The sequence below is a fragment of the Rhizobium sp. CFBP 8762 genome (assembly GCF_014841565.1).
Taxonomy (GTDB): Bacteria; Pseudomonadota; Alphaproteobacteria; order Rhizobiales; family Rhizobiaceae; genus CFBP-8762.
In genome coordinates, this window is record NZ_JACYUD010000001.1 from 514,797 (window position 1) to 538,317 (window position 23,521).

Genomic DNA, 23,521 nt, shown 5'->3' on the forward strand with positions numbered 1-23,521 from the left:
CGGCGCTGTCAGCCCATTTTTGCGGGCGCAAACCATTAGGAACAGGTCATGTCGTTCTTGGCGAACACCCAGATCAGAACAAAAACAATTTCCGTTATTCTTATTCTGTCCCTGATCTCAGCGGGATGCATGCTCTATCTCGGATCACGCTTCAAGCAAGCGGACAACGAGTACACACAGTTTATCAATACCAAAAGCCTCGGCTCAGTGCTCAATGCCCGCACCAATGGAAATCTGGTGCAGATCGGTTTTCAGCTGAGCACCATGGTCATCAGCGAGCCGGGATCCACCAATCACAAGAATGCACTCGAATACTACGAGATGAGCAGAAAACTCGTTCGAGAGCGCATTGCGAAAGTGGAGAGTCTGATCCCAGCGTACAAACCCATTATTGCGGAAGTGCAGGCGTTGATGGATAAGCTGGAGCCCAGAGCTGCACGTGTCATCTCGCTGTCCAATCAGGGCAGACAGGGTGAAGCTTCGGCGGCCGTTAAGAGCGTGGCCGCGGACATCAATGCTATTCTGCCCAAACTGTTCAAAGCGAACGATAGTTTGATGGCAGAAATGGTGGATGAATCCGATAGTTTGTCTAAGAAGACGGATAATGCCATCATGGTGACAGCGGTCCTCATGCTGGTGGCACTGATTGCCAGTATGACACTGAGCGTCGTGATCGTGACTTATGGTATCACGCGCCCCATTGCCAATCTCAGAGAATATATGGCGAAACTGGCCGATGGGGACACGGCTCTGGAAATCTACGGCATCAACCGCAAGGATGAGGTCGGCCAGATGGCCGCAACGGCATCGACCTTCCGCGCCAATGCCATCGAGCGGGAGCGGCTCGGCAGGGAAGCAGCCGAAGCGCGGGCGGCTCGGGAGAAAGACCGCGAAGCGACTGAGCAACAGCGCTTAAGGGAAAAGGCGGAGATACAGCATACCGTTGACGCGCTTGCCGGCGGCCTGACGCAACTGGCCGATGGCAACCTTGAGCACCGTATTGAAACGCCGTTCGTTCCGCACCTTGATGTCCTGCGTGACAACTTCAACTCGTCCCTGAGCAAGTTGCAGACAGCCTTGGCCGCTGTGGGTGAAAATGCGGCAGCCATTGATGCAGGGGCATCTGAAATCCGGTCTGCGTCCGACGATCTGTCGAAGCGCACGGAGCAGCAGGCCGCATCCGTCGAGGAAACCGCGGCAGCGCTGGAAGAGATTACCACGACCGTGAAGGACTCCACGCGCCGCGCGGAAGAAGCCGGTCTGCTGGTTTCCAAAACCCGCGAAGCGGCGGAGAAATCCGGTGCTGTTGTGCGCAACGCCGTCTCTGCCATGCGCGACATCGAAAAGTCCTCGTCGGAAATCGGTAATATTATTGGTGTGATTGATGACATTGCGTTTCAAACCAACCTTCTGGCGCTCAATGCGGGCGTGGAAGCGGCCCGCGCGGGCGATGCCGGCAAAGGTTTCGCTGTGGTTGCACAGGAGGTTCGTGAGCTCGCCCAGCGCTCCGCCAGCGCTGCCAAGGAAATCAAGGCACTGATCAATGCCTCCAGCGAGCAGGTGCGTTCCGGTGTCACGCTTGTCGACGAGACCGGCAAGGCCCTGACCATGATCGTCGACGAGGTCAAGGAAATCAACGTCCACGTCAATGCGATTGTTGACGCGGCGCGTGAGCAGTCCACCGGGCTTCAGGAGATCAACACGGCAGTCAACACCATGGATCAGGGCACGCAGCAGAATGCGGCCATGGTGGAGCAAACCAGCGCATCCAGCCATGGTCTGGCCCAACAGGCAGCGGAACTGAATGCGCTTTTGTCGCAATTCAAACTTGGCCAGATGCGCAACAATTCCATGCCTCGGGCCACGTCGTCTTCCTCACGTCGATCCCCGTCTCCCGCCAGAGCTTTGGGACGACAAGTCGCGACCGCCTTTACCGGATCTGGGGCAGCGGTTTCGGATGGATGGGAGGCATTCTAGCGTTCCGGCTGACATCGGGACTGACGGGGGAACAATCTATGCGTGAGTGCGTTGCTTTTTCTCATGGCCGGAAAGTGTCCGGGGATAGAGGAAGGATACGACATGTCATACGATGATTCCAATACACCGCCAGGCACACAGGCAAGAGCGGATACGCAAGCTGCACGCGACCAGGTGACCGCCACCGGCCAACCACCGGCGCAGGAGTTCACCGCCAAGGAAGCACGGCAGGGTCGTCGCGGCTGGCCTGTCCTTATGGTTCTTGTAGCGGCACTGGCACTGATTTTTCTGGCCTGGGGACCGACGGAATGGTTTGGCAAAAGCATTGATCCGAATGCGACACCCGCCAGCAGCACTGCTCCCGCGCCAGCCACAGCGCCTTCGGCTACGCAGCAGTCCGGCCCAGCGGCCACCAGCAACACCACACCATCCACCCCGGCGCCAGCAACATCAACTGAGCCAGCTCCGTTGGCCACGCCGCCAGCAACGACAACAACCCCTGCTGCGCCTTCAACGGCACCGTAACAATACGGCTAGAACGATGACGACGAACGGGCCCGGTGGGCCCGTTTTTTGTTGAGGAACAAGTGATCAACCCCAACGTTTTGGCTGCAGAAGCATTGTCAATAACAGGTGACGATGATGGAGCCGGAGTGCTAGTTCATGAGCGAAGTGCGTGGGGATACGATGCTGGACGACGAAGACGACATGGTCCCCTCGCCCGAGATTTCCTATGTGAGCGACACGGAACCCGGTATTTCTCGCAGGCGTAGCGGACGGGGTTTCACCTATCTCTATCCAGACGGCACGAAGGTCTCTGACAGCGCAGAGATTGAGCGGATTCGAAAGCTGGTCATACCGCCTGCCTATAGCCAAGTCTGGATTTCTACCGACCCCAACAGTCATCTGCAGGCAACGGGGCGGGATGCACGCGGGCGCAAGCAATACCGCTATCACCCGGCGTGGTCAGCCAGTCGGGACGAAGCGAAGTTTGACACCTTGTTCAGCTTCGCATCGGCTCTACCCAAAATCCGTGAAAGCATTGATCGTGATTTACGTTTGCGCAAGCCGGGACTGGATAAGGTGACGGCGTCTGTCGTCTGGCTGCTTGATAATCTGTTGATCCGTGTCGGAAACGCGACCTACGCGCGCGACAATGGCAGCTATGGCCTGACGACGCTCCGCAACAAGCATTTGACCATTGAAGGCGGCACGCTGCATTTCCACTTCAAGGGAAAATCCGGCAAGGAGTGGAAACTGCGCCACAATGACCGGCGCATCACCCGCGCCATCAGCTCGATTCAGGAGTTGCCAGGGCAGCAACTGTTCCAATACCTGGATGACGATGGCAAGCGTCATGCCGTGACGTCGAACGATGTCAACGCTTACATCCGCGAAGCATCGGGCGATGCATTCACGTCCCGGCAATTCCGCACGTGGGGTGCGACCAAACATGCCGCAACGGCGTTTGCATCCCTGACGCTGCCGGAAACCAAGCGGGAAAAACTATTGGCGGTCAACTCCGTGATCGATCAGGTCGCCGCACGGCTGGTGAATACACGCAGCGTCTGTCGCAAGTCCTATATCCATCCACAGGTTTTTACCGACTTCGAAGCCGGATTGCTGGCGGATGCAATGAAAAAGCCGCCGAACGATTCGGCGGCGACAGACTGGTTCTCCGATGATGAAGCTAGGGTCTACGCCTGGCTGGAAAGCACTGCTTCAGGCCGATAGGCGCTGGGGCAGTTCTGCCGTTGCGGCCACCGCCGAGCGGGGAATACCGGATGTACGCCCGGACAACAATTGCTTGACCGCTTCCTGCGCCGCCTCAACAGAGGTGAACTGGTGTTTGTCCAGTTCCCACACCGGATATTTCACGGCAATGAATTTGAAGGAATTTTCCTCAGCGACAACGATCCCAACGGGCTGGCCTGCAAACTTGATGGTGTGTCTTGTCATTGTGGTCACTCCTGGGTTCCCAAACCGTTTCAAGTGGCCTCTCGCACCTTGATCTGGTTGGACGACCCGCAAACGCAACGACTGACAAATGGTTCCACACTTTTTTGAATTTTAATAAGACACTGAATTTGTTTCGATTTGGACCTTTTTTGCCCGCAAAAAGACATGATCGACCAGATCGCCCTCCGGCACGTAACCAGACACCAGAGACTGCAGGATCAAACGAGCCTCGGCAATATCATTGCTGTCCAATGCCGTTTCCAGCGAGAGCAAACGCTCCATCAAAGCACTGAGAGCCAGAAACTCTTCGCTGGCTTTCATGATGCGGGGATGCTGGGTCTCGCGCGGGTTGTCGCCAATCAGTAATTCCTCGTAGAGCTTTTCACCCGGACGAAGACCGACGATGGAAATTTCAATGTCACCCTCCGGGTTCTTCTCATCGCGAACCGTCAACCCGGACAGTTCGATCATTCGGCGCGCCAGATCGTAGATGCGCACCGGCTCGCCCATATCCAGCACGAAGACATCGCCGCCATCGGACATGGCACCCGCCTGAATGACGAGTTGGGCTGCCTCCGGAATGGTCATGAAATAGCGGGTGATGTCCGCATGTGTGAGCGTTACCGGGCCACCCTCCAGAATTTGCTGACGAAACAGCGGAACCACCGAGCCGGATGAGCCCAGCACATTGCCAAACCGCACCATGGCAAAATTGATCGTCGCACCAGACTGACGGCACGCCGATGCCATGGCCTGAAGCACCATTTCAGCAAGGCGTTTGGTGGCCCCCATGACATTGGTGGGCCGAACGGCCTTGTCGGTGCTGATCAGCACGAAGGCGGAAACGCCGCAGGCGCTGGCCACACGTGCCGTGGTGAGCGTTCCCAGCACATTGTTGCGGACGCCTTCGGCCACGTTGAATTCCACCATGGGAACATGCTTGTAGGCGGCGGCGTGATAGACGGTATCCGGCGCAAACGCCGACATGATCTCCGTCATGCGCTTTTCGTCACGCACCGAAGCCAACAGCGGAATGACTTTTTCCTGTGCGGACACATCAGTGCCAAGCAGTTTCTGCAGTTCGGCCTGCATTCTATACAAAGCGAATTCGCTTTGATCGACCAGAAGCAGCAAGGTCGGTTGCAGGCGCACGATCTGGCGGCAGAGTTCAGAGCCGATCGAGCCACCGGCGCCGGTCACCATCACCACCTTGTCGCGCACATTGCGCGCCAGCAGCGTTTGGTTCGGCGCAACGGCATCACGTCCCAAGAGGTCATCGATGTCGAGTTCCCGGAGATCACCAACCTGCACGAGCCCCTGTGCCAGATCGTTCAAATCGGGAAGCGTGCGAACCGTGACCTTGGCGGCGCGCACCAGATCGATAATTTCATTGCGGCGCTTGCGATTTGCGGAGGGAATGGCGAGAAGCACATCGGTGACATCAAGGCTGTCCACCAGATTCACCAGGCTGGCGGGATCGTAAATCGACACGCCATTCATAATGCTGCCTTGCAGCCGCGTATCGTCGTCCAGAAAACCCATCACACGCAACTGCGTACTGCCGGACAATGCGCCAGCCAACTGCCGGCCAGCGGTCCCGGCACCGTAGATCAGCACCCGGGACGTTGCTTCGCCGCCCAGCACGCGCAGATACGCGCCGCCAAGCCATGCACGGGTGCCGATGCGCGACAGACCGATGGCAATCAGAAGCAACAAGGGCTGCAATATGCCCACGGTTCTTGGAACACCGGGAACGCTGACGGCGGTGAAGATCGTGGCGAACGCAATGCCGTAAATGCCAATGGCTTTCATGACCGTCAGGAAAGCCGACATGCCGGCATAGCGAAAAATTGCCCGGTAAAGGCCCATGGAGATAAAGATCGGCAGCGCCAGCGCCAGTGATACAAACACAGGCAACAGGTGAATGCCGGTCAGCGCTATCCATGTATCCAAGCGCAGATAATAGGCGAACCATACAGTCAGGACGCACAGGCTGGCATCGACAGTGAGCGCAAGCAACCGCTTCGTGACCCGTGGAAGCGCCAGAAACGGTGCTGCAAGTTTTCCAGATGCCATCAAAGACCCTTAAAGCGTGTCGCACGAAAGTGTGCAGCGGTTTAGAGCATAATTCGACCGGAGCGAAGCGAGGATCGATAAGATTATGCTTCAAGACGAAAAAGTTAGAGCGCCGTTATGATTCAATCAGATCGAAAACGCTCTAGTACGGCCTCGAGCGGCGCACGTTTCCGTAAATGCTGTAATTTTGTTCGCTTTACGCCCAACGCATGGTGGATACGCTTTGTTGGGTCACGTTTCAATTCTCAACAACATATTAGAGCGTCCATCTGATTGTATCAGATCGGCGCTCTAACATCCTCATGTTGAAGCATATTCTTTTCGATCCTCGTTTCACTCCGGTCGGAATATGCTCTAGAGCATTTCCAGTGAAAACGGAGTCGTTTTCACGTCTGGACAATGCGACAAATAAAAGATCTAGAGCATTTCCGGTGAACCCGTGTTCACTGGAAATGCTCTAGTGAGAGACATCCGACCGGTGGATAACCTTCACCAGTGTCATCCACAATATCCGGATATCGAATGTCAGCGATCGGCGGCGAAGATACTCCGCATCCAGCGCCACCTTCTGGGGTATGGGCAGTTCATCGCGACCATTGACCTGCGCCCATCCCGTCAGCCCCGGAACCAGCGCATCCACACCAGCCTCAGTACGCAGGGCAATCAGATCCTGCTGGTTGAACAGAGCCGGTCGTGGGCCGACAAGGCTCATATCCCCTACCAGAATGCTCCATAGTTGCGGCAGTTCATCCAGACTGCTTTTGCGCAAAAAAGGGCCGATGGATGTCAGATACTGCCCGGGATCGGCCAGCAGATGCGTGGCGACCGCTGGCGTTCCGGTTTTCATGCTGCGAAACTTCGGCATGCGAAACAGACGATTGTGCCGCCCGACACGATCCGACCAGTACAAGGCCGGACCGGGTGACGACAGTTTGACAGCCAAAGCAACCAGAAGCGTAGGAATAAGCAGAAACACGCCTGCGGCCAGCACGGCACAAACGTCAAAAATGCGTTTCACGACGGCACCTATGCGACAAACCGGCTGGGACGGTAGGGTGCAAGATCCACCACCGTCTTTTCCCCCAGCATGGCCTCGGCCAGGGCGCGGCCTGTAACCGGGCCCAACGTCATACCGTGATGGGCGTGGCCGAACGCGAACCACAGCCCGTCATGGCGCGGCGCCTTGCCAATCAGCGGCATCATATCCGGCGTGCAGGGGCGCGCGCCCATCCACGGTTCCTCGTCTCGCCGATCACCCAGCGGGAAGAAGTCTCGCGCCACCTTTTCCGCGCGCTCCAGCTGCACAGGGGTCTTGGGCGCATCCCGCTTGGCGAACTCCGCGCCTGTGGTGAGACGAATGCCGCGCTGCATAGGAGCCAGAAAATAGCCGCGCTCGGCATCCAGCACCCAATTGTTCAAGGTTGCATTGTCACGCGTACCGTAATGCATGTGGTAGCCGCGCTTGACCGCGAGAGGGAAGCGATAGCCAAGCTTGCGCGTAACCGAATCCGCCCATGGCCCCAGCGCGACCACAACCTCACGGCCGGTGAGCGGGCCATCGGGCGTAGCAATGCGCCAGCCGGGGCCGGACATAACCTGTTCGATTGTCGCCGCATCGCCACCCACCAGCCTGCCGCCAAGTGACTGGAAATAGGCAAGATAGGCCTTGTTGAGGCTTTCGGGATCCAGAATCGACCAGGGATCGGTCCAGCGCAGCCCTCCGGTAAGGCTTGCCCGAATGGCCGGTTCGGCAGTCTGTAACTCTGCGGTCGAGAGTTTCTGATGGTTCACACCGAAATCCGCCGATAATTTATCAGCGTCCGCGTAGGCCGCATCCCGCTCTGCCTCGCTGCGGAATACTTTCATCCACCCGTCTTTGCGAATAAGATGGTCGGCACCGGACGCAGTGATGAGGTCGCTGTGCTCGGAAATGCTGTTTTCGATCAGCGGCGCATACAGGCGGGCGATATGCTGATGGCGTGTGAAGCCCGAGTTCCACCAGTACCGCGCCAGAAACGGCACCAGCGATGGCAGGGCGCTAAAGTGGTAATGCGCGTCGATTGTATTGTTGAGTGCGTAACGGAACAGCGCGCCGAAATCATGGGGAAAGCCATAGGGGTAAACCCCTTCGCGCTGGATGAGACCAGCATTGCCATAGGAAGTTTCCTCCCCCGCCCCGCGCCGGTCCACCAGTGCTACAGATTTGCCGCGTCGTGCCAAATGAATGGCAGTTGACAACCCAACGATACCCGCACCCAGTACAATGACATCCGCTTCCATACTGATCCCTGCTTCGCTTATGTTTTAGCAGACCATTGCACCCTCCCCGGCAATGGGCAAGGTGGATGGAAGTATGTTTTACAATTTCTGCTTGGACATTTTTTCGAGATAACCAAGCATCAGCGCCGAGACAACGAAGGCCAGATGCATCAGCGTCAGCCACATCAGCTTGCCATCATCATATTGCTGCACGTTCAGGAAAATCTGCAGCAGATGGATGGAGGAAATTGCAACGATGGACGACGCAACCTTGATCTTGAGGCTGCCCGCATCCAGCTTTCCGATGAAGGACACATCGCCCTTCTCTTCATCGAACTTGCTGACGAAATTCTCATAGCTCGAGATCATGACCATAACGATAAGGCTGGCGACGAGCGCCGCATCGATCAGAGCCAGCATCGCCAGAATCATCTGCGCATCGTCATAGACAAAGACCATCTTGGCGACCTTGAGGAATTTGTAGAGGAATGAGACCGCGTAAAGCGCAAGCGACGCCGCAAGCCCGAGGTAAAAGACGACCAGCAACCAACGACTGGACAGGATGATGCGTTCGACGAGCAGTTCAAGAGATTTCATGTTGTATTCCAGTTCACAGCACTTCGCCTGGAATAGCCAAGGGCACAAAAATCGGCAAGAGCAAGGCGGAACAAGCTTGAGCACATTGGATGAACATTTGCAGCGGGCCAACCTTGTGACGGAAAGCACTCTTTAACCATAGGTGCGTGAATATCATTTGAAACAAAGTTTAGCAAAGATAAGGCCGAATAAAGCGGAACATCACTGAGAGTGAAGACGTTGTCGGGATGAATAAGCGTCGGAGTTTAGGTGTCATGTCCATTCGAACATCTGTTATATGGAGTTCAGCATCCGCTGCATCACGGCCTTCGGTTGTGGCGCGCGAAGGCCTGTCCCCTATCGGCGCGACGCTGCGAACCCTTTACGACTGTCATCTGGAATCAGACGAAACGCGCTTTTCCAATCTTCTGGACCGATTGAGCACTACAGAACAGCCAACGAAAAAAACCGTTCCGAATTGATTGGAACGGTTTCAACTGACATCAACAGGACGGACAAACCGGGGCAAGCCCCGGTTTCTTTATATCAGGGTGACGGCGCGCGCAGCAGCATTCCGTCGCGGTCGGTCTTGTAGGCGGATGTGCTATAGGCCGGTTGGGACTGCAACTGAGCTTTGCTAAAGGGGGAGTAGATGCTCATCTCGCCTTTGGCATCTGCCAGCACTTCAAGGTTGTCCGCGCCCAGCGCAACCGGCTTTGCACCGACGCTCAAAAAGCCACCGACATCCACGATGTAGGCGTCAACCTTGCCATCCTGCGTCAAAATCACGTCCTTGATCTTGCCGATAGACGAATCGTCACTGGCATACACGGTGCTGCCTATAATCTTTCCCGCGCTGAGTAACGCCGGATCAACGGTCTGCAACCCCTCCCGTGTTACCATCGGGTCCGTCGTACTATCGGAGGGAACCGTAACCTCCTCATTGGCTGCCACGTCGGGTGCTACCGGTGTAATCGGTACAACAGGTGTCGTTGCTTCTGCTTTCTCGGGGACTGCACCTTCCGTTATGGTCTTGCGGTCAAATCGCGGCGCGTTTTTCAAATCGTCCTTGGTTGCAGAAATAACGATGATGCGCTGGCCATCCTTATCTGACCAGGAAATCCTGTCGAAATTGACAGCAACGTCCTTTTCACCCAGCCCTAGAAAGCCGCCGACGCCGATCACGACAGCATCTGTGCCACCACTTGGACCGATGACAACATCGCTGACTTCTCCAACCGCTTCGGCATCTTCATCCACGCCCGTAAACACCGTTTTACCAATAACAGTAGTTGCAAGAACCTGATCTGGGGAGGGAACGAAATAACCGACCGTGCCTGCTGCCGGTGCATTTGCTGACGGATCAACCGTTTCAGCCTCCTGCGCGACTGCCACACCTGACAACACACCGATGATTGCAGTCGTCGCGAAAAATCTTTGGAACATGACCGTCTCCTTTTAGGAGCGCGAATGCGCTTTCATCCTGAAAACGCTGTGGAAACCGGTTCGTTCCGCGTCTGGCAACGGTGTTGTATTTATGACAGCACGCATGTCTCACGCAAAACCATCCTGCATAAAACCCGTCAAAAACATTGACGACAAATCCTCTCATATTTTACATATTTGATGTTTCTAATTTTGTATGACCTAAATAATTGACTCGCTGATTCCCAGGAGAACACCATGCAGCATCGAAACCTTTCTCTTCGACCGTTGATTTCGGGGGCAGCGGTAACTGCTGGTGTCGCGATGACAGCGTCCGCTCTCCCACATGCAGCACAGGCCCAAACATCATCGGCTGCGAAACCAACCACAAGCACGCCCGACGCTGCAGCTTTGGAAGCCATCAAGGTGACTGGAGCAAGCAGTCCCTCCAACACGTTGAACGCGTCACCACAAATTTCACGCTTGCCAGCGACCATCAAGGAAACGCCACGTGTCGTCAACGTTGTTACGAGCGATATCATTGAGCAGCAGCGTGTAACCACGCTGGAACAAGCCCTGCGCAACGTACCGGGAATCACCTTGTCATCTGGCGAAGGCAATGGCGGCCAGAGTGGGGATCAGTTCCGAATTCGCGGCTTCCAGTCACGTGGCGACACATATATCGATGGTTTGCGTGACTTTGGCGTTTATACGCGTGACTCATTCAATACCGAATCTGTTCAAGTGTTCAAAGGCCCTACCACCGACAATTTCGGGATAGGCAACATTTCAGGGGCAATCAACCAGACCTCCAAACCCGCGAGACTGGAAAAATTTGTGGATGTTGAGCAGTCCGTCGGTGTTGGCCCGGTCTTTCGCACGACTGTCGATGTCAACCAGCAAATCGATGATACGACCGCTGTTCGCGTGAACGGCGTTGGCCATTGGGAAAATGTTGCTGATCGTGATCATGTTAAAACCAACCGTCAAGGCGTTGCGCTTGATCTGGGTTTGGGCATTGATACCGGCACCGAATGGCATTTGAACTACAAGTTCCTGCGCGGTGACGGAGTTCCGGATTTCGGCATCCCGTTTGCTCCCTTGACGGCCGGCGGACTGTCGCAGCCTATCACCGAATACGGCTATGATCGTTCCAATTCATTTGTTCGCAGTACCGACCGGGATGATACACGCCTCAATGTGTTGTCTTCCACGTTCACACATGATCTCGATAATGGCATCAAGATCTATAATGATACGCGTTATACCAACTACGATCGCGATTTTTCCTCAACCAATCCCGCCATCTGCGGTGTGTTTGTTCCGGGCGTTGATGAGGCCATTGGTTACGGAGCCGGTGGCGGCGTCACCTACCTCCAGGACGGCTATGGCGTTCAAAACATTCTCGGCGCGCGCTTTGCCGGAGAACTCGGTGGCGTGCGCAATGAGGCCAATATCGGCATCGACGTCAGCCATCAAAAAGATAAACGTGTCATGGGCAACTGGGGCGCAACACGTCCCGGCAATCAGCGACTGTATAATCGGCAGTTCGATTATCCACTGGCTGTGGTGAGCTATCCTGATCTCGGCAAACGCGAGGGGTCGGCTACCAATGTCGGCATGTTCATCAACGATCGCGTGTGGTTGACGGATGAATTTTCCGTTCTGGGCGCAGTGCGATATGATTACTTTAAAAGCAAATATAGTTTCAACAACCCTGCCACCCCTGGAGGCTCGCAGAAAGATACGGACTTCAGCCCGTCTCTTAGCCTGATTTACGAGTTCACTCCGCAGACATCTGTTTACGGTACATGGTCCCGCTCGCATAAGCCGATTGGCACCGACGTGGCGGCGGTCGTCAATATTGGGGCCGGCCTCTACGAAGTACCGGCCAACGGGCTGCATTTTGAACCGGAGCAGACTGACCTTTACGAAATTGGCGTGAAATCCGATATCCTGGATGGTCGGGTTGGACTGACCGCTGCAGCGTTCCAGATCAAGAAGTCAAACTCGTATGCGGTCGACCCCGCTTCTGGCGAACTGCTTGGAGGGTTTCTGGAAGCGGACCTTGGTCGCCGCATCCGTGGCATTGAGCTAGGAGCAACCGGTAATGTCACAGACGCTTGGAATGTTTCTGCGAACTACGCGTATCTATCCGGCAAGTTCACGCGGTCAAACGTTCGCAGTGAAGCGGTCGGCAAAGAGGTCACGAACATGCCGAACCATGCGTTCAACCTCTGGACAAGCTACACGATCGGCGAAGACCTCGTCGCAGCACTGCCGGGCAAATTCACCGTTGGTGGCGGCGTTCAATACGCGTCAGCCTACTGGTCCGATCCGGCCAATACCGCCAAAGTTCCGCACAGCGTGTCTTTGGATGCCATGGTTGGCTACGAGCAAGACAAGTTCAAGGTCAATCTGAACGCCTATAATCTGACAGACCACGTTAATTATAGTGCAGCCTTCAATGGGGCGCGCGCCGTTCCGACGTCCGGCCGCACGTTCATGCTGACTGTTGGTGCGAAATTCTGATGTACCTAAAGCACATCCGGTGAACACGTGTTCACCGGATGTGCTTTAACTCCTTAGTTTGTCGCATTGTCCGGAAATGCTCTAAACACAGACTCCACTACGATGACGGTGGTGTCTGTGCGCCTAACTTTGCCAATCGCCATTCAATCCGCGTGCAGGTGTCTTTATGCTTATCCATATCCCCGGAGCACTTTCCGTTGAGGAAGTCTCCCACTTGCGCAACCGCCTTGAAACGTCTCCTTGGGTGGATGGCAAGGTAACGGCAGGGGACCAGGCAGCCAAGGCCAAGTTCAACCTGCAGATTCCAGAGGAATCACAGGAAGCGAAAGAACTTGGGGACATTATTTTGAGGGCGCTGGCGCGCAATCCCACATTCAATTCAGCCGCCTTGCCCCTTCGGGTTTTACCGCCGCTTTTCAATCGGTACGATACCGGTATGTCATTCGGCAATCACGTGGATGGTGCCGTTCGGGCCGTACCGCATTCGGGCGGCATGCGTATGCGCGCCGACGTGTCGACCACTGTCTTCCTCACGGACCCGTCAGAATATGACGGTGGCGAACTGATGATAGAGGACACCTATGGCAGCCACAGTGTCAAACTGCCCGCAGGCGATATGATTGTATATCCTGCTACCAGTCTTCACCGCGTTGAACCCATAACGCGTGGTAGCCGCTGGTCATCCTTTTTCTGGAGCCAGTCCATGGTGAAGGACGATGGGAAACGTGCGATGCTCTATGACCTCGATGTTGCCATCATCGAAACGCGCCAGCAACTGGGAGATAAAAACGCGGCAGTTCTTGGGCTGGTCAATCACTACCATAATCTGCTGCGCCGGTGGGCAGAACTCTGACACGGCAAACTCCGAATTTCAGTCCGCCCGATGTCGCCGAGGCACAACTTCTGCTTGGCCAACTTCGTCTGGACCGGGGTGATCACCCTGCCGCACTTGAGTGGTTCCGCGCAGCAGCGCGCGGTGGGAGCCCTGCTGCGCTCAATATGATTGGTCGATGCTACGGGATGGGATGGGGTGTTGATGCGGATCCATCGGCGGCGGCGGAATACTACCACGCCGCCAGCACGGCCGGTGATACATGGGCACTCTTCAATCTCGCGGATCTCTTTAAACGCGGCTTTGGTGTGGAAAAAAACGAAACCGAGGCATTCCGATTGTATGAGAAAGCTGCCAGCCGAGGACACATCAAATCTCTAAATATGCTCGGATTATTTTATGAAGACGGACGCTGCGTGCCACGGGACTTGGAACAAGCGGCTCAGTATTTCCGTGCCGGTGCCGAAGGTGGAGATTGCTGGGCTCAATTCAATTACGGAAGACTGTTGCGGAGCGAAGGCAAGAACGCTGCGGCAAAAACGTGGTTCTGTAAGGCCTTGTCGACTGGATTTTCCGACTTCCATCAAGCCATGGGCCGTTTGCTATCACGTCAATCAGATCCTGAACTCATAATGCTCGGAAAACAGGCTCTGGCACGGGTTTGAATTTGCCGGTGCGATCAGTTGACACGCACCACGGTTTTCTCGTTGGATGCAACGCGCAAAGCAGGCTCATCATCCGTTTCAACAGTCACTTTTAACTCGTCATTGCTGGTAATATCCCATACAATGCTTGCATCCTGCTCAAAGATGGCCGGATCGATTGCTGTGCACTTTCCGTAGGTGATTTTGTAGCTCGCACCGCTTTCGTTAACGGCTGACCGCAGCATAGATTGACAGTCTTCAACTGACTGATACGCAACTGTTGGCGCTGGCAGTTCCTGACAATCAACATTGCCATAAGAACATCCAACCAAGAGCATGATGGCAGCAACGTGTTCCATGGTTATCACCTTACGATATGGTTAACGTGACAGAACAACGGTACACTAAGACTTTAGGTTCCACTCTTTTTGTGGGTCGGAGTATTTTCTGCTTGACATCATTTTACGAGACAGAATGCACAAAAAACGTGCTGGCAAGGGGAACCTTTGGTCGACCAGCGCGTTTTGGTGACAAATACACACTTTTCAAGACCTCTACCAAACGCTTACACACCAAAGGACATTTCAATGAGCACCATTCTGTTGATCATACTCGTGCTGCTTCTGATCGGCGCGCTGCCAAACTGGGGTTACAGCCGCAGTTGGGGATACGGTCCGTCCGGTGGTCTTGGACTGGTTCTGGTTATCATTCTCGTGCTCGTCCTTATGGGCCGTATTTAACTCCAACGTCACTATCGATAGGAAAACATCATGAAGAAAATTATCCTTGTAGCCGCTCTGATCCTCCCTCTGGCAGCATGCTCGCAGACTGAACGTGGTGCGGGTATCGGCGCTGTTTCGGGTGCTGCTATTGGCGGTATTGCAACGGGTAATGTCCGTGGCGCAGCAGTTGGTGCGGCCGTTGGCGGCGTAGCTGGCGCATTGATTGGTAACGCAAACGAGCCTGGTCAGTGCGTATACCGTGACCGTTCCGGTCGCCGTTACACTGCCGCTTGCTAATCCTTAGCAATTTATGAATGCAAAAAGCCCTGCCAAAAGCAGGGCTTTTTTGTTGCTATCCCTGCCGCTGTTCGGCGGCATCCAGTTGGTCCAGAAGATCCAGAAAAAAATCTGGAATAGGCTCCCGCTCGACGGTTGTGTAGAGCGCTTTGAGCTTCATGGCGATGTATCCGTCAACTGCGGATGATGTCGATTCCGCAATCGGACCTCGGTGTTGCTCATTCAAATATGGTGTCTCGTTAGTCACGTTCGCTCACTGTCCCAGCGCTGGGTGTCGTTGTCATTTGGTATCACTAAAGAGATTGCCACAACCACCCTTCCCTACGCATCGAAATTCCACTAATCAATACAATCATAACGGCGACGGATAGCGTGAAGCTTATGCCAATGCTCGCCTATTGAAATATTGTCTCGGAGGACGTCTCTCTATGTCACTTTCCATGCGGATCGCGCCCCATCTTCCCTACCTCCGACGTTTTTCGCGCGCCGTTACTGGCTCGCAAGCTTCCGGTGATGCTTATGTTGCCGCCACCTTGGAAGCACTGATTGCTGATATATCATTATTTCCTAAACAAGTCAGTGATAGAACGGGCCTCTATAAACTTTTTTGCGATGTGTTCGACAAGCTGGACGTGACCATTCCCGAAACTGCTTCACCGTTCGGCTGGGAAAAGCGGGCCGCGAGCAATCTCGCCTCCATTGCACCTTTGCCACGCAAAGCGTTTCTGCTGGTTGCAGTCGAAGGATTTTCAACGTCCGAAGCTGCGGAAATTTTGAGCGCCAGCGATATTGAACTGTCCAGGCTGCTGACGCAGGCCTCCGAGGATATCTCGCGACAGGTTGCCACCGATATCATGATCATCGAAGATGAGCCTTTGATTGCCATGGATATTGAAGAGATGGTCCAGAGTCTCGGGCACCGCGTTACTGGCATTGCACGCACACACGGGGAGGCAGTGGACCTGTTCCACTCAACCAACCCCAAAATGGTTCTGGCCGATATTCAACTGGCTGATGGCAGTTCCGGTATTGATGCGGTCAACGAAATTCTGGCGACAACAACCATTCCTGTCATCTTCATCACCGCGTTTCCAGAACGCCTGCTGACGGGTGAAAAGCCGGAGCCTGCGTTTCTGGTGACCAAGCCGTTTAATCCTGACATGGTCAAAGCTTTGATCAGTCAGGCGCTGTTCTTCGATGATAATCTGCGCGGGCGCTGAGGCTATCAGACAGTGAATGGAAAGAGGGCGGCATAGACCGGCCTTTTGTCGCGGCGCTCAAGACGGAAGCTGACGCGCTGGCGGCTTCTCTGTCATCTCATGATAGATAGTCATAGCTATCAAGGACAGCGGCAGTGCCAGCATAGCGCCAACGGCACCCCACATCCATGTCCAGAAAATGATCATGACGAAGATCAGAAACGGGTTCATTTCGAGGCGTCGGCCGAGAATGGAAGGCGTAATAACGTTTTCCATAATCAGGTGTAGCAGGAAATAGCCGGTGACCGGTGCCAGAGCGAGCAACCAGTTATCATGGGTTAAAAACCCGGCGATCAACAACGCAATCGTCATGAGCGTAACCCCAAGATAGGGTATAAAGCTCGATACAAACGCAAACACGCCCCAGAGTGGCGCGACAGCAAGACCACCGGCAAATGCGATCAACATCGTCACAATGCCGAGCACGCCGTAGATGAGGCTGGCGGTAGCAAAATAGAAACCGAGTGAATGCTCAATCGCATTCATTGTTCGAATGACGGAAAGGCGTCCCTCACGGCTTTCAAACATCATGATCAAGGCTTTGCGAATCCGCACCCGTCCGGCCAGAAACAGGCCAAGGGCAGCCAGAAAAATCAAAATCTGAAACAGCGCTGGTGTTAGCCCTCCCGCCACAACCCCAAGCACTGTGCCAGCATGAGCCATCGCCGCATCCGCAATCGCCTGACCCTGACCGGACTTTCCAACGCCAATGTTGAGCCATTCATACCGGGACAGAAACGGTGTCAGCCGTTCAAAGCTTCGCTCTATCATACCCGGCGTTTCAACAACCAGAGTTGAAATGGGCTCGATCAGGGCATTGACGACGAAGAACATGCCGACCGCGAAGATCGCTGCCATCAGCAGCCCACCCAATGCCGGAGGAAGTCCAAGTTCCGCGAGATTGTCCGCAGCCAAAGCCAGTATCATGCCGACGACTATGGCTAGGGTGATTGGCATCAAAATCGACTGCATGGTCTGGACGGCAGCGCACGCCAGGATCACGAAGATGCCGATGGTCGCAATTGCCATGGCAACATCGACTCCATCGCGCGTGCGCACGACAGGCACCTCTTCCTCGTCTTCCTGTTCCTTCACCAGGCCAGCCCGGTGGGCAGCTTCCGCCGCGCCTTTCGTGCTTGTCATTGTTGTGACCTTAAAGCATGTCCGATGAATGCAGGCTGACCGCGAGGCCGCGGTATACTCTCACTCGACATGCTCTAATTCTACGTTGTGTCGCATCATCTAGGCGTGAAAACGGCTTCGTTTCACTGGAGATGCTTTAGAAATGTTCAGGTGGAAAGATATGAACAGTCAGTGAGAACAAGCCAAGCCCAATGAGGACTGCAACCATAGTATTGGCGAGACCATCCGCGGTCGCTGGAAGCAAACCGAGACCGAGAACAACACCAATCAGAAGAAAAACCGCAAGACGAGGCAACCAATACAACATGGAGCGTTCCTTTACACAAATCCGCAGGGGAGCAATTGTGACAGAAACGCGGCAGGAGCGCTTTGGTTCCCTTTATGGTAACCACTATTGGGCCAACAACAAGGAAATGAGCGCCTTGTTAGCAAAGCGCTCACCATATTCACGAACAATCAAGCCTGTGCGGCGACGACAATAACCTCGACCAGATAGTCAGGCGTTGCCAGCTTTGATTCCCCTGTCGCCCGAGCAGGCGCATTGCCGGGAGCAACCCAGGCGTCCCAGACAGCATTCATCTTGCCAAAGTCGGCCATATCCGCCAGCCACACGGTCGCAGAGAGAATCCGGGTTTTGTCAGAGCCAGCCAGCGCCAGCAAACGATCAACCTCGGCCAGAGCTTGTCGTGTCTGCTCCGATACATCGCTACCGGCCTGTCCGACCTGGCCTGCAAGATAAATCGTGCCGTTGTGCACGACCGCTGCACTCATCCGTGCGCCTGTTTCATAACGTGTAATGTCCATGACCTATCCTGTGGTTGCCGACGCGCCCGAGGCCCGCCGATGTGCCCGCTCTGCCAACGGGCTACTCCTTCAAAGCAGAGATGCTTTTCTACACGAGGCCGTGCTGGATGGGCAGCAGCATTCGCATCGTGCAAAAGAATATTGACATCCACGCAGAACGCACTTTAACTAGGTTGTATTAGAGTTCAACTACACCCTAAAGTAGGGCTTACGGAAGGCGACGACGTGGGACAGTATCTTCGTTCATACAATCTGGAAGCGAAACTTCCAACGACCGAATCCATTCCTGATTTTCACGCGATATTCCAATCGATCTGCTCAGCATTCGGCCTTTCCTGCTATGCTGTCTTTTCCCTGGGCGATGTGTCGCACACTGCTAATTTCTCAGAGCGTCTGGTGCTGCACGATCTTCCGGCTAGCCTCATTCGAGACTATGATCAGAGGCATACGTTTAGCTCTTCGGCACTGTTGAAAACAGCGCGGGCGTCCACCTTGTCGTCACTCTGGCACAACCAGCATCCCAGCAGCGATGATTTTCCAGCAACGCTTGGCTTTTCCTTAGGCATTTGCGTACCGGTGTATACGAAAAATGGCCTGCGCTATGCGGCCTTGTTGGTCGGACATGGCTCATCTATGGAAGCCTCGCGACACATGGAGCTTTGCTACCGGGTCACCTGCGCGTTTGATGCCTTTGCCGCGCGTTTTCTCACAGCCAAAAGCAAGGCCAAATTGACGCCGAAGGAGCGTGAAGTCTTGCGCTGGATATCTCAGGGCAAAACCGCCAAGGAAATTGCGATCATCGTGAGCGTATCGGAGCACACGATCAACTCTCACACGGCAACCCTGTTGCGCAAACTGGACGCCGTAAACCGCGCACAGATGGTTGCCAAAGCAATGCGCCAGCAACTCATCAGCTAAAGCATTTCCCATGAAAACGAAGTCGTTTTCACGTCTGAACAATGCAAGAAAATAAATGGTTAGAATACGTCAGGTGAACACGTGTACACCGGACGTGTTCTAACCAAACAGTGATAAACCGTTAGGCGGCCGGTTGGGCCTGAGGTAGCTGGTGAACGTGTGGCAGCTCTTCCAGACCAAGAAGGAAGTTGATCTGCGGACGGGCCTTGACCAGATCATCGATGGAGTACTGTTGCAGCACTTCAAAGAACGCGTTCAGCGCCTTGCGAAGCGCAGCGTTCAGACCGCAACTATCAACGAGTGGACAATCAATCTCGCCAGCGTCAAAACATTCGGCCATGGAGAAACTGTCTTCCGTCACTTTCACCACATCGAACAGGCTGATATCGGCAGATGCGCGCCCCAGCCGTACGCCCCCATTGCGGCCACGGACGGTTTCAACCAGACCGGCCTTCGTCAGGGGCTGTAGAATTTTGAACAGAAAAAGCTCGGATACGGAGTATGCGCGGGCAATCTCAGGGATACGGCTCAGTTTTTCGCCGTTCGCTGCGCAGTACATCAGGATACGCACTGCGTAATTGGTCTGCTTCGTCAGCCGCATAAGTCACTCCAAAAGAACGTGTCCACCGACATATAGGGCATTTTCCAGTTTGGAACAATTCCAAAATCGAAAAATCTCGACAAATCCTGACGGTATCGGTCATATAATCGCTTGGGTTAGCTTGACTCATGTCTATGTGCTGGTCAATCTAGCTAAATTAGTCGGTAAAATTGGGTGTGGTTTATGACGATGAAAACAGTGTTTGCCAGCCTTTGCATGTCCACGGCGATGATGAGCGTGGCAACATCTGCCTTTGCGGATGGTGAGGTCAACATCTACTCCTATCGCCAACCGGAATTGATCAAACCTCTGATCGAAGAGTTCACGAAGGAAACGGGCATCAAGGCAAATGTCCTGTTTCTGGACAAGGGACTGGTTGAACGCATTCAGGCAGAGGGCGCAAATTCGCCGGCCGATGTGATCCTGACCGTCGATATCAGCCGTTTGACGCAGGCCAAGGAAGCGGGCGTGACGCAGCCCGTGACCAGCGACATCATCAACAAGGACATTCCGGAACACTTCCGCGACCCCGATGGCAACTGGTTCGGGCTGACCACCCGCGGGCGGGTTGTCTACGCATCGCGTGAGCGCGTATCGCAAGACAGCATTACCTACGAAGAACTGGCTGACCCCAAGTGGAAGGGCAAAATCTGCACACGCGATTTTCAGCATTCGTACAATGTCGGCCTGACGGCGTCTATTCTGGCCCATAAGGGTGCAGAGGAAACGGAAAAGTGGCTGACAGGTTTGAAAAACAATCTGGCACGCAAGCCGGATGGCAATGATCGTGAGCAGGCCAAGGCCATCGCATCCGGCGAGTGCGATCTTGGCCTCGGCAACACCTATTATGTTGGCCTGATGATGACCAACACGAAGGAACCGGAACAGCAGGAGTGGGCCAAGGCCATCAAGGTTCTGTTCCCCAACACGAATGACCGGGGCACGCACGTCAACATTTCCGGCATGGCTATGGCCAAAAATGCGCCGGATAAGGAAAATGCGCTGAAATTCATGGAATTTTTGGCCTCCGGCAAAGCGCAACAGATTTATGGCGAGCAGGTGTTTGAATATCCTGTCATGCCGGGCGCTGAACCCTCCGATATCGTCAAATCGTTCGGCGCCATCAAGCCGGACAGCCTGTCACTGGCCGATATTGCTGCCAACCGCAAAAAGGCTTCCGAACTTATCGATCAGGTCGGCATCAACGACGGCCCATCGAACTAAGACCCGAGAGAAAGGTCGCGAAAGCCTGCTTTCGCGACCTTTCAGGAAAATGGTTCGGGATTATCAGGTCACCGCTAACTCCTGAAAAAGTCATTGGTCGACGTACAGTTTGTGCGGAATGCTGAATGGCCTTTGAAATTAACGCTGCTGGACAGCGTAGATTTGAGCCGCGTCCAGACGCTTTTTCGTGTCAGGATGTGTTGAAAGCCACTCCGGTCCGCTTCGGTCATCGGCAAACATCCGGAGAAAGCGGCTGAGCGCGAGACCATCGTAACCGGCGCGTTTCATGAGATCAATGGCGTAGCGGTCCGCTTCATCTTCGGCTTCACGAGAGTAAGACAGCGCTACGATAACACCGCCTTGGCTAACAACTTGTTCCGCCAATGAGCCTATGTCTCCTGTCAGCATCATGAATATTCCCAGCATTCCTGCAGTTCGGTAAAGCTGGCGCAGCCCGTGCTGACGATCGACATGGCCGATCTCGTGCGCCAGCACGGCCAATATGGCCTGCCGGTCATCTTTCGACAGTTCAAGCAGTTCATCCGTGATCACGATTTGCCCGTCCGGGAGGGCAAAGGCGTTTACATCCATCAAGCCGCCATGACGAAAATGCAGTCTGTAGCCTGCCTCCCCCCGCAATGCGTGCCGCTTCAATTCTTGGAATTCGCTGAGGATCAAGGCTTTATCCGCATCCAGTTGTGCACTGGTGTCAAGCACCGTCCCGTCCAGGGTTTCCAGCAGCGCACGCGACATGGCAACGGGTACGAAATCCGGGGTTGCCCAAACGGCAACGTCAACGACCGCCGGAACCGCCAGCCGCCAGACCACGATCATCAGAAGCGCAACTGCGGCGACGACGACTGCAAGCTTAGGCCCAAAGTGCTCCAGGCGATGCACCAGCCCACGGCGCTGACCGAGTTCCTGCGTACTCCAGCGGTCAATCGCTGCATTGTCGCTGGTCTCAAAGACCGATCCATCCGGGAACGTGATCAGGCGCGGGATAGAGCCAATGCGCGCCGAAATGGTCAGGTCAGAAGAGATCGCGCCGGCCAAAGGCGTGTGATCGTAGTCAACAATCTTTACGTCACCGCGTAGCCAGAGCATATGCGCAGGAACGGACCGGCTGCTTCCGGCAGAAAACCAGATACCTGTGGCAACAACAACAGAATCAGATGCCAAACTCAAAACCTTCAACATCGAGATATTCGGCTGAGAAAGCGTTGCCTGCCGATTGCGTGATGGCGGATGTCACCTCGCTGATATCACCGTCAACGATTATGCCGGTGGACTGCATAACATAGCGATGCTCCCGCACAGCTGCCCAAGGACGCAACAATCCCAACGTTAGAATGGTGAGGAAAAGGTTGGAAAAGACAACCCAGAGATACCGCCATGGGGAAATATCGCTTTTCAAAGCATGCTTATCATCAATGAGGGTTGCGTTGAGCACGACATTGCGGACAGCAGCGCCGTAATACGTTGTTGCGACGGCGTAAAGAAAGATCAATAAAATGGGAAGAACGGAGCCGAAGGCCGTCGGAACGTCCATATGAGGACCATCGGTACTGTGTAAGCTGGCTTCTACCACAGTGTATAAGCCTATGCCGCCAAGAACACCCCCAAACACCATAACAATAGCCGGCACCAACAAAGCGGCATAGAGTGGTTGAACATTCAAGTCGGCTCTAAAGGGACGGTCGCCATAGCGCAGATGGTTGATGAGATAACGCGATGTCCAGCGGCTTGTGATCGGCACCAAAATTCCGAGCGACAAAATCGCGATCAGCCCGCCCACCATAAATGCAAGAAAGGCACCGCCGACACGACCGGTAAAATCGAAACGGATATTGCGATAGCTGATGACACGGGCGCTGAACCGGAGCCCCTTCACAATGAGCCACGGAAAGACCAGCAGGAACAGCAGGGAGATACCGAGCGAGAGTGTCCAATGCAGATAGGAGAGAATCTGCGTAACAATCAAAATACCAACCACGATCAGCCGACCGATCAGGATCTGCTTTCCTGTCGCGTGATACTGGAAATGTGTCCCCAGCACGCAGGTGTTGCCAAGAAAATACCGCAAGCGCCGCACCTTGGCCCAAGCGGAATAGATGCCCAGCGTGACGATGGTCAAAAGGATATTGACGATCCAGATGCCGAAATATTCCCTGCCGGTGCCCCTGAAAACAAAACGTTGCCCTGTGGAACGCCCAAACGCGTCTGTGCTGGAAATCGACATTTGTCCCCCCGCATAAATTTGAACCGTGACCCGC

The 23,521-nt window shown here is 54.7% G+C and carries 24 protein-coding genes; 11 read left to right on the forward strand and 13 right to left on the reverse strand.

Features of this window, described 5'->3' with window-relative positions; all coding sequences use genetic code 11:
* The first annotated feature begins 48 nt into the window (after nt 1-48).
* The 3 genes from IFT84_RS02450 to IFT84_RS02460 all read left to right on the forward strand — a co-directional run bounded on the left by IFT84_RS02450 (nt 49) and on the right by IFT84_RS02460 (nt 3,711).
* Nucleotides 49-1,977 (forward strand): methyl-accepting chemotaxis protein, encoded by a 1,929-nt coding sequence (locus IFT84_RS02450; RefSeq protein ID WP_192117041.1) that lies wholly within the window; start codon nt 49-51, stop codon nt 1,975-1,977.
* 102 nt (nt 1,978-2,079) lie between these two features.
* Complete coding sequence (locus IFT84_RS02455) at nt 2,080-2,502, forward strand: hypothetical protein (protein ID WP_192117042.1); 423 nt, start codon at nt 2,080-2,082, stop codon at nt 2,500-2,502.
* A gap of 138 nt (nt 2,503-2,640) precedes the next feature.
* The gene (locus tag IFT84_RS02460; RefSeq protein WP_192117043.1) at nt 2,641-3,711 is read left to right on the forward strand and encodes a DNA topoisomerase IB; all 1,071 of its coding nucleotides are present in this window, start codon (nt 2,641-2,643) and stop codon (nt 3,709-3,711) included.
* Here IFT84_RS02460 and IFT84_RS02465 read toward each other — a convergent pair.
* The 6 genes from IFT84_RS02465 to IFT84_RS02490 form a co-directional block, all read right to left on the reverse strand.
* A complete protein-coding gene (locus IFT84_RS02465; protein ID WP_192117044.1) occupies nt 3,700-3,936 on the reverse strand; it encodes a hypothetical protein in 237 nt (78 codons plus the stop codon). The two genes, IFT84_RS02460 and IFT84_RS02465, sit on opposite strands and share 12 nt — an antisense overlap.
* Nucleotides 3,937-4,047: 111 nt before the next feature.
* A complete protein-coding gene (locus IFT84_RS02470; protein ID WP_192117045.1) occupies nt 4,048-6,012 on the reverse strand; it encodes a polysaccharide biosynthesis protein in 1,965 nt (654 codons plus the stop codon).
* Between the two features lie 457 nt (nt 6,013-6,469).
* On the reverse strand, nt 6,470-7,030 hold the full coding sequence (locus IFT84_RS02475) for a sugar transferase (protein WP_192117046.1): 561 nt from the start codon (nt 7,028-7,030) through the stop codon (nt 6,470-6,472).
* Between the two features lie 8 nt (nt 7,031-7,038).
* Nucleotides 7,039-8,292 carry an NAD(P)/FAD-dependent oxidoreductase gene (locus tag IFT84_RS02480; protein ID WP_192117047.1) on the reverse strand — a complete coding sequence of 418 codons (1,254 nt, stop codon included), beginning with the start codon at nt 8,290-8,292 and terminating at the stop codon, nt 7,039-7,041.
* A 78-nt stretch (nt 8,293-8,370) separates the two neighbouring features.
* Nucleotides 8,371-8,868 (reverse strand): TIGR00645 family protein, encoded by a 498-nt coding sequence (locus tag IFT84_RS02485; RefSeq protein ID WP_192117048.1) that lies wholly within the window; start codon nt 8,866-8,868, stop codon nt 8,371-8,373.
* A gap of 525 nt (nt 8,869-9,393) precedes the next feature.
* Nucleotides 9,394-10,293 (reverse strand): PRC-barrel domain-containing protein, encoded by a 900-nt coding sequence (locus tag IFT84_RS02490; protein ID WP_192117049.1) that lies wholly within the window; start codon nt 10,291-10,293, stop codon nt 9,394-9,396.
* Between the two features lie 237 nt (nt 10,294-10,530).
* On the opposite strand from IFT84_RS02490, the gene IFT84_RS02495 reads away from it, so the two are divergent.
* The 3 genes from IFT84_RS02495 to IFT84_RS02505 all read left to right on the forward strand — a co-directional run bounded on the left by IFT84_RS02495 (nt 10,531) and on the right by IFT84_RS02505 (nt 14,301).
* Complete coding sequence (locus IFT84_RS02495; RefSeq protein WP_192117050.1) at nt 10,531-12,804, forward strand: TonB-dependent receptor; 2,274 nt, start codon at nt 10,531-10,533, stop codon at nt 12,802-12,804.
* Nucleotides 12,805-12,970: 166 nt separating this feature from the next.
* Nucleotides 12,971-13,657 (forward strand): Fe2+-dependent dioxygenase, encoded by a 687-nt coding sequence (locus IFT84_RS02500; RefSeq protein WP_192117051.1) that lies wholly within the window; start codon nt 12,971-12,973, stop codon nt 13,655-13,657.
* The gene (locus IFT84_RS02505) at nt 13,642-14,301 is read left to right on the forward strand and encodes a tetratricopeptide repeat protein (protein ID WP_342212823.1); all 660 of its coding nucleotides are present in this window, start codon (nt 13,642-13,644) and stop codon (nt 14,299-14,301) included. The genes IFT84_RS02500 and IFT84_RS02505 overlap by 16 nt, the downstream gene beginning before the upstream one ends.
* Nucleotides 14,302-14,315: 14 nt before the next feature.
* Here IFT84_RS02505 and IFT84_RS02510 read toward each other — a convergent pair whose 3' ends face one another.
* Nucleotides 14,316-14,639, reverse strand: coding sequence for a hypothetical protein (locus IFT84_RS02510; protein WP_192117052.1), 324 nt, complete (start codon nt 14,637-14,639; stop codon nt 14,316-14,318).
* Between the two features lie 228 nt (nt 14,640-14,867).
* Here IFT84_RS02510 and IFT84_RS02515 point away from each other — a divergent pair, with 228 nt between their 5' ends.
* Together IFT84_RS02515 and IFT84_RS02520 are read left to right on the forward strand one after the other, a co-directional pair.
* On the forward strand, nt 14,868-15,020 hold the full coding sequence (locus IFT84_RS02515; protein ID WP_192117053.1) for a DUF3309 family protein: 153 nt from the start codon (nt 14,868-14,870) through the stop codon (nt 15,018-15,020).
* A gap of 30 nt (nt 15,021-15,050) precedes the next feature.
* Complete coding sequence (locus IFT84_RS02520) at nt 15,051-15,299, forward strand: glycine zipper domain-containing protein (protein ID WP_192117054.1); 249 nt, start codon at nt 15,051-15,053, stop codon at nt 15,297-15,299.
* Between the two features lie 55 nt (nt 15,300-15,354).
* Here the strand turns inward: IFT84_RS02520 and IFT84_RS02525 are convergent, their stop codons facing one another.
* Nucleotides 15,355-15,459: a NepR family anti-sigma factor gene (locus IFT84_RS02525; protein ID WP_192117055.1), complete on the reverse strand. Its 105-nt coding sequence runs from the start codon at nt 15,457-15,459 to the stop codon at nt 15,355-15,357.
* A gap of 268 nt (nt 15,460-15,727) precedes the next feature.
* On the opposite strand from IFT84_RS02525, the gene IFT84_RS02530 reads away from it, so the two are divergent.
* Nucleotides 15,728-16,519: a response regulator gene (locus IFT84_RS02530; protein WP_192117056.1), complete on the forward strand. Its 792-nt coding sequence runs from the start codon at nt 15,728-15,730 to the stop codon at nt 16,517-16,519.
* 57 nt (nt 16,520-16,576) lie between these two features.
* Here the strand turns inward: IFT84_RS02530 and IFT84_RS02535 are convergent, their stop codons facing one another.
* Nucleotides 16,577-17,701, reverse strand: coding sequence for an AI-2E family transporter (locus IFT84_RS02535; protein WP_192117057.1), 1,125 nt, complete (start codon nt 17,699-17,701; stop codon nt 16,577-16,579).
* 456 nt (nt 17,702-18,157) lie between these two features.
* Entirely contained in the window at nt 18,158-18,505 is a 348-nt protein-coding gene (locus tag IFT84_RS02540) for a RidA family protein (RefSeq protein ID WP_192117058.1), read from the reverse strand.
* A gap of 225 nt (nt 18,506-18,730) precedes the next feature.
* Here IFT84_RS02540 and IFT84_RS21665 point away from each other — a divergent pair, with 225 nt between their 5' ends.
* Complete coding sequence (locus tag IFT84_RS21665; RefSeq protein WP_192117059.1) at nt 18,731-19,423, forward strand: LuxR C-terminal-related transcriptional regulator; 693 nt, start codon at nt 18,731-18,733, stop codon at nt 19,421-19,423.
* Nucleotides 19,424-19,544: 121 nt separating this feature from the next.
* On the opposite strand, the gene rirA is transcribed toward IFT84_RS21665, so the two are convergent.
* Entirely contained in the window at nt 19,545-20,024 is a 480-nt protein-coding gene (gene rirA / locus IFT84_RS02550; RefSeq protein WP_192117060.1) for an iron-responsive transcriptional regulator RirA, read from the reverse strand.
* A gap of 216 nt (nt 20,025-20,240) precedes the next feature.
* On the opposite strand from rirA, the gene IFT84_RS02555 reads away from it, so the two are divergent.
* Nucleotides 20,241-21,248, forward strand: coding sequence for a Fe(3+) ABC transporter substrate-binding protein (locus tag IFT84_RS02555; RefSeq protein WP_244651085.1), 1,008 nt, complete (start codon nt 20,241-20,243; stop codon nt 21,246-21,248).
* A gap of 138 nt (nt 21,249-21,386) precedes the next feature.
* Here the strand turns inward: IFT84_RS02555 and IFT84_RS02560 are convergent, their stop codons facing one another.
* Together IFT84_RS02560 and IFT84_RS02565 are read right to left on the reverse strand one after the other, a co-directional pair.
* Nucleotides 21,387-22,427, reverse strand: coding sequence for a M48 family metallopeptidase (locus tag IFT84_RS02560; protein WP_192117062.1), 1,041 nt, complete (start codon nt 22,425-22,427; stop codon nt 21,387-21,389).
* Nucleotides 22,417-23,487, reverse strand: coding sequence for a YjgN family protein (locus tag IFT84_RS02565; protein ID WP_192117063.1), 1,071 nt, complete (start codon nt 23,485-23,487; stop codon nt 22,417-22,419). The genes IFT84_RS02560 and IFT84_RS02565 overlap by 11 nt, the downstream gene beginning before the upstream one ends.
* Nucleotides 23,488-23,521: the final 34 nt, after the last annotated feature.

Coding starts and splice junctions, on each gene's coding strand:
- IFT84_RS02450 (WP_192117041.1), top strand. CDS start 49: ATGTCGTTCTTGGCGAACACCCAGATCAGAACAAAAACAATTTCCGTT.
- IFT84_RS02455 (WP_192117042.1), top strand. CDS start 2,080: ATGTCATACGATGATTCCAATACACCGCCAGGCACACAGGCAAGAGCG.
- IFT84_RS02460 (WP_192117043.1), top strand. CDS start 2,641: ATGAGCGAAGTGCGTGGGGATACGATGCTGGACGACGAAGACGACATG.
- IFT84_RS02465 (WP_192117044.1), bottom strand. CDS start 3,936: ATGACAAGACACACCATCAAGTTTGCAGGCCAGCCCGTTGGGATCGTT.
- IFT84_RS02470 (WP_192117045.1), bottom strand. CDS start 6,012: ATGGCATCTGGAAAACTTGCAGCACCGTTTCTGGCGCTTCCACGGGTC.
- IFT84_RS02480 (WP_192117047.1), bottom strand. CDS start 8,292: ATGGAAGCGGATGTCATTGTACTGGGTGCGGGTATCGTTGGGTTGTCA.
- IFT84_RS02485 (WP_192117048.1), bottom strand. CDS start 8,868: ATGAAATCTCTTGAACTGCTCGTCGAACGCATCATCCTGTCCAGTCGT.
- IFT84_RS02490 (WP_192117049.1), bottom strand. CDS start 10,293: ATGTTCCAAAGATTTTTCGCGACGACTGCAATCATCGGTGTGTTGTCA.
- IFT84_RS02495 (WP_192117050.1), top strand. CDS start 10,531: ATGCAGCATCGAAACCTTTCTCTTCGACCGTTGATTTCGGGGGCAGCG.
- IFT84_RS02500 (WP_192117051.1), top strand. CDS start 12,971: ATGCTTATCCATATCCCCGGAGCACTTTCCGTTGAGGAAGTCTCCCAC.
- IFT84_RS02510 (WP_192117052.1), bottom strand. CDS start 14,639: ATGGAACACGTTGCTGCCATCATGCTCTTGGTTGGATGTTCTTATGGC.
- IFT84_RS02515 (WP_192117053.1), top strand. CDS start 14,868: ATGAGCACCATTCTGTTGATCATACTCGTGCTGCTTCTGATCGGCGCG.
- IFT84_RS02520 (WP_192117054.1), top strand. CDS start 15,051: ATGAAGAAAATTATCCTTGTAGCCGCTCTGATCCTCCCTCTGGCAGCA.
- IFT84_RS02525 (WP_192117055.1), bottom strand. CDS start 15,459: ATGAAGCTCAAAGCGCTCTACACAACCGTCGAGCGGGAGCCTATTCCA.
- IFT84_RS02530 (WP_192117056.1), top strand. CDS start 15,728: ATGTCACTTTCCATGCGGATCGCGCCCCATCTTCCCTACCTCCGACGT.
- IFT84_RS02535 (WP_192117057.1), bottom strand. CDS start 17,701: ATGACAAGCACGAAAGGCGCGGCGGAAGCTGCCCACCGGGCTGGCCTG.
- IFT84_RS02540 (WP_192117058.1), bottom strand. CDS start 18,505: ATGGACATTACACGTTATGAAACAGGCGCACGGATGAGTGCAGCGGTC.
- rirA (WP_192117060.1), bottom strand. CDS start 20,024: ATGCGGCTGACGAAGCAGACCAATTACGCAGTGCGTATCCTGATGTAC.
- IFT84_RS02555 (WP_244651085.1), top strand. CDS start 20,241: ATGTCCACGGCGATGATGAGCGTGGCAACATCTGCCTTTGCGGATGGT.
- IFT84_RS02565 (WP_192117063.1), bottom strand. CDS start 23,487: ATGTCGATTTCCAGCACAGACGCGTTTGGGCGTTCCACAGGGCAACGT.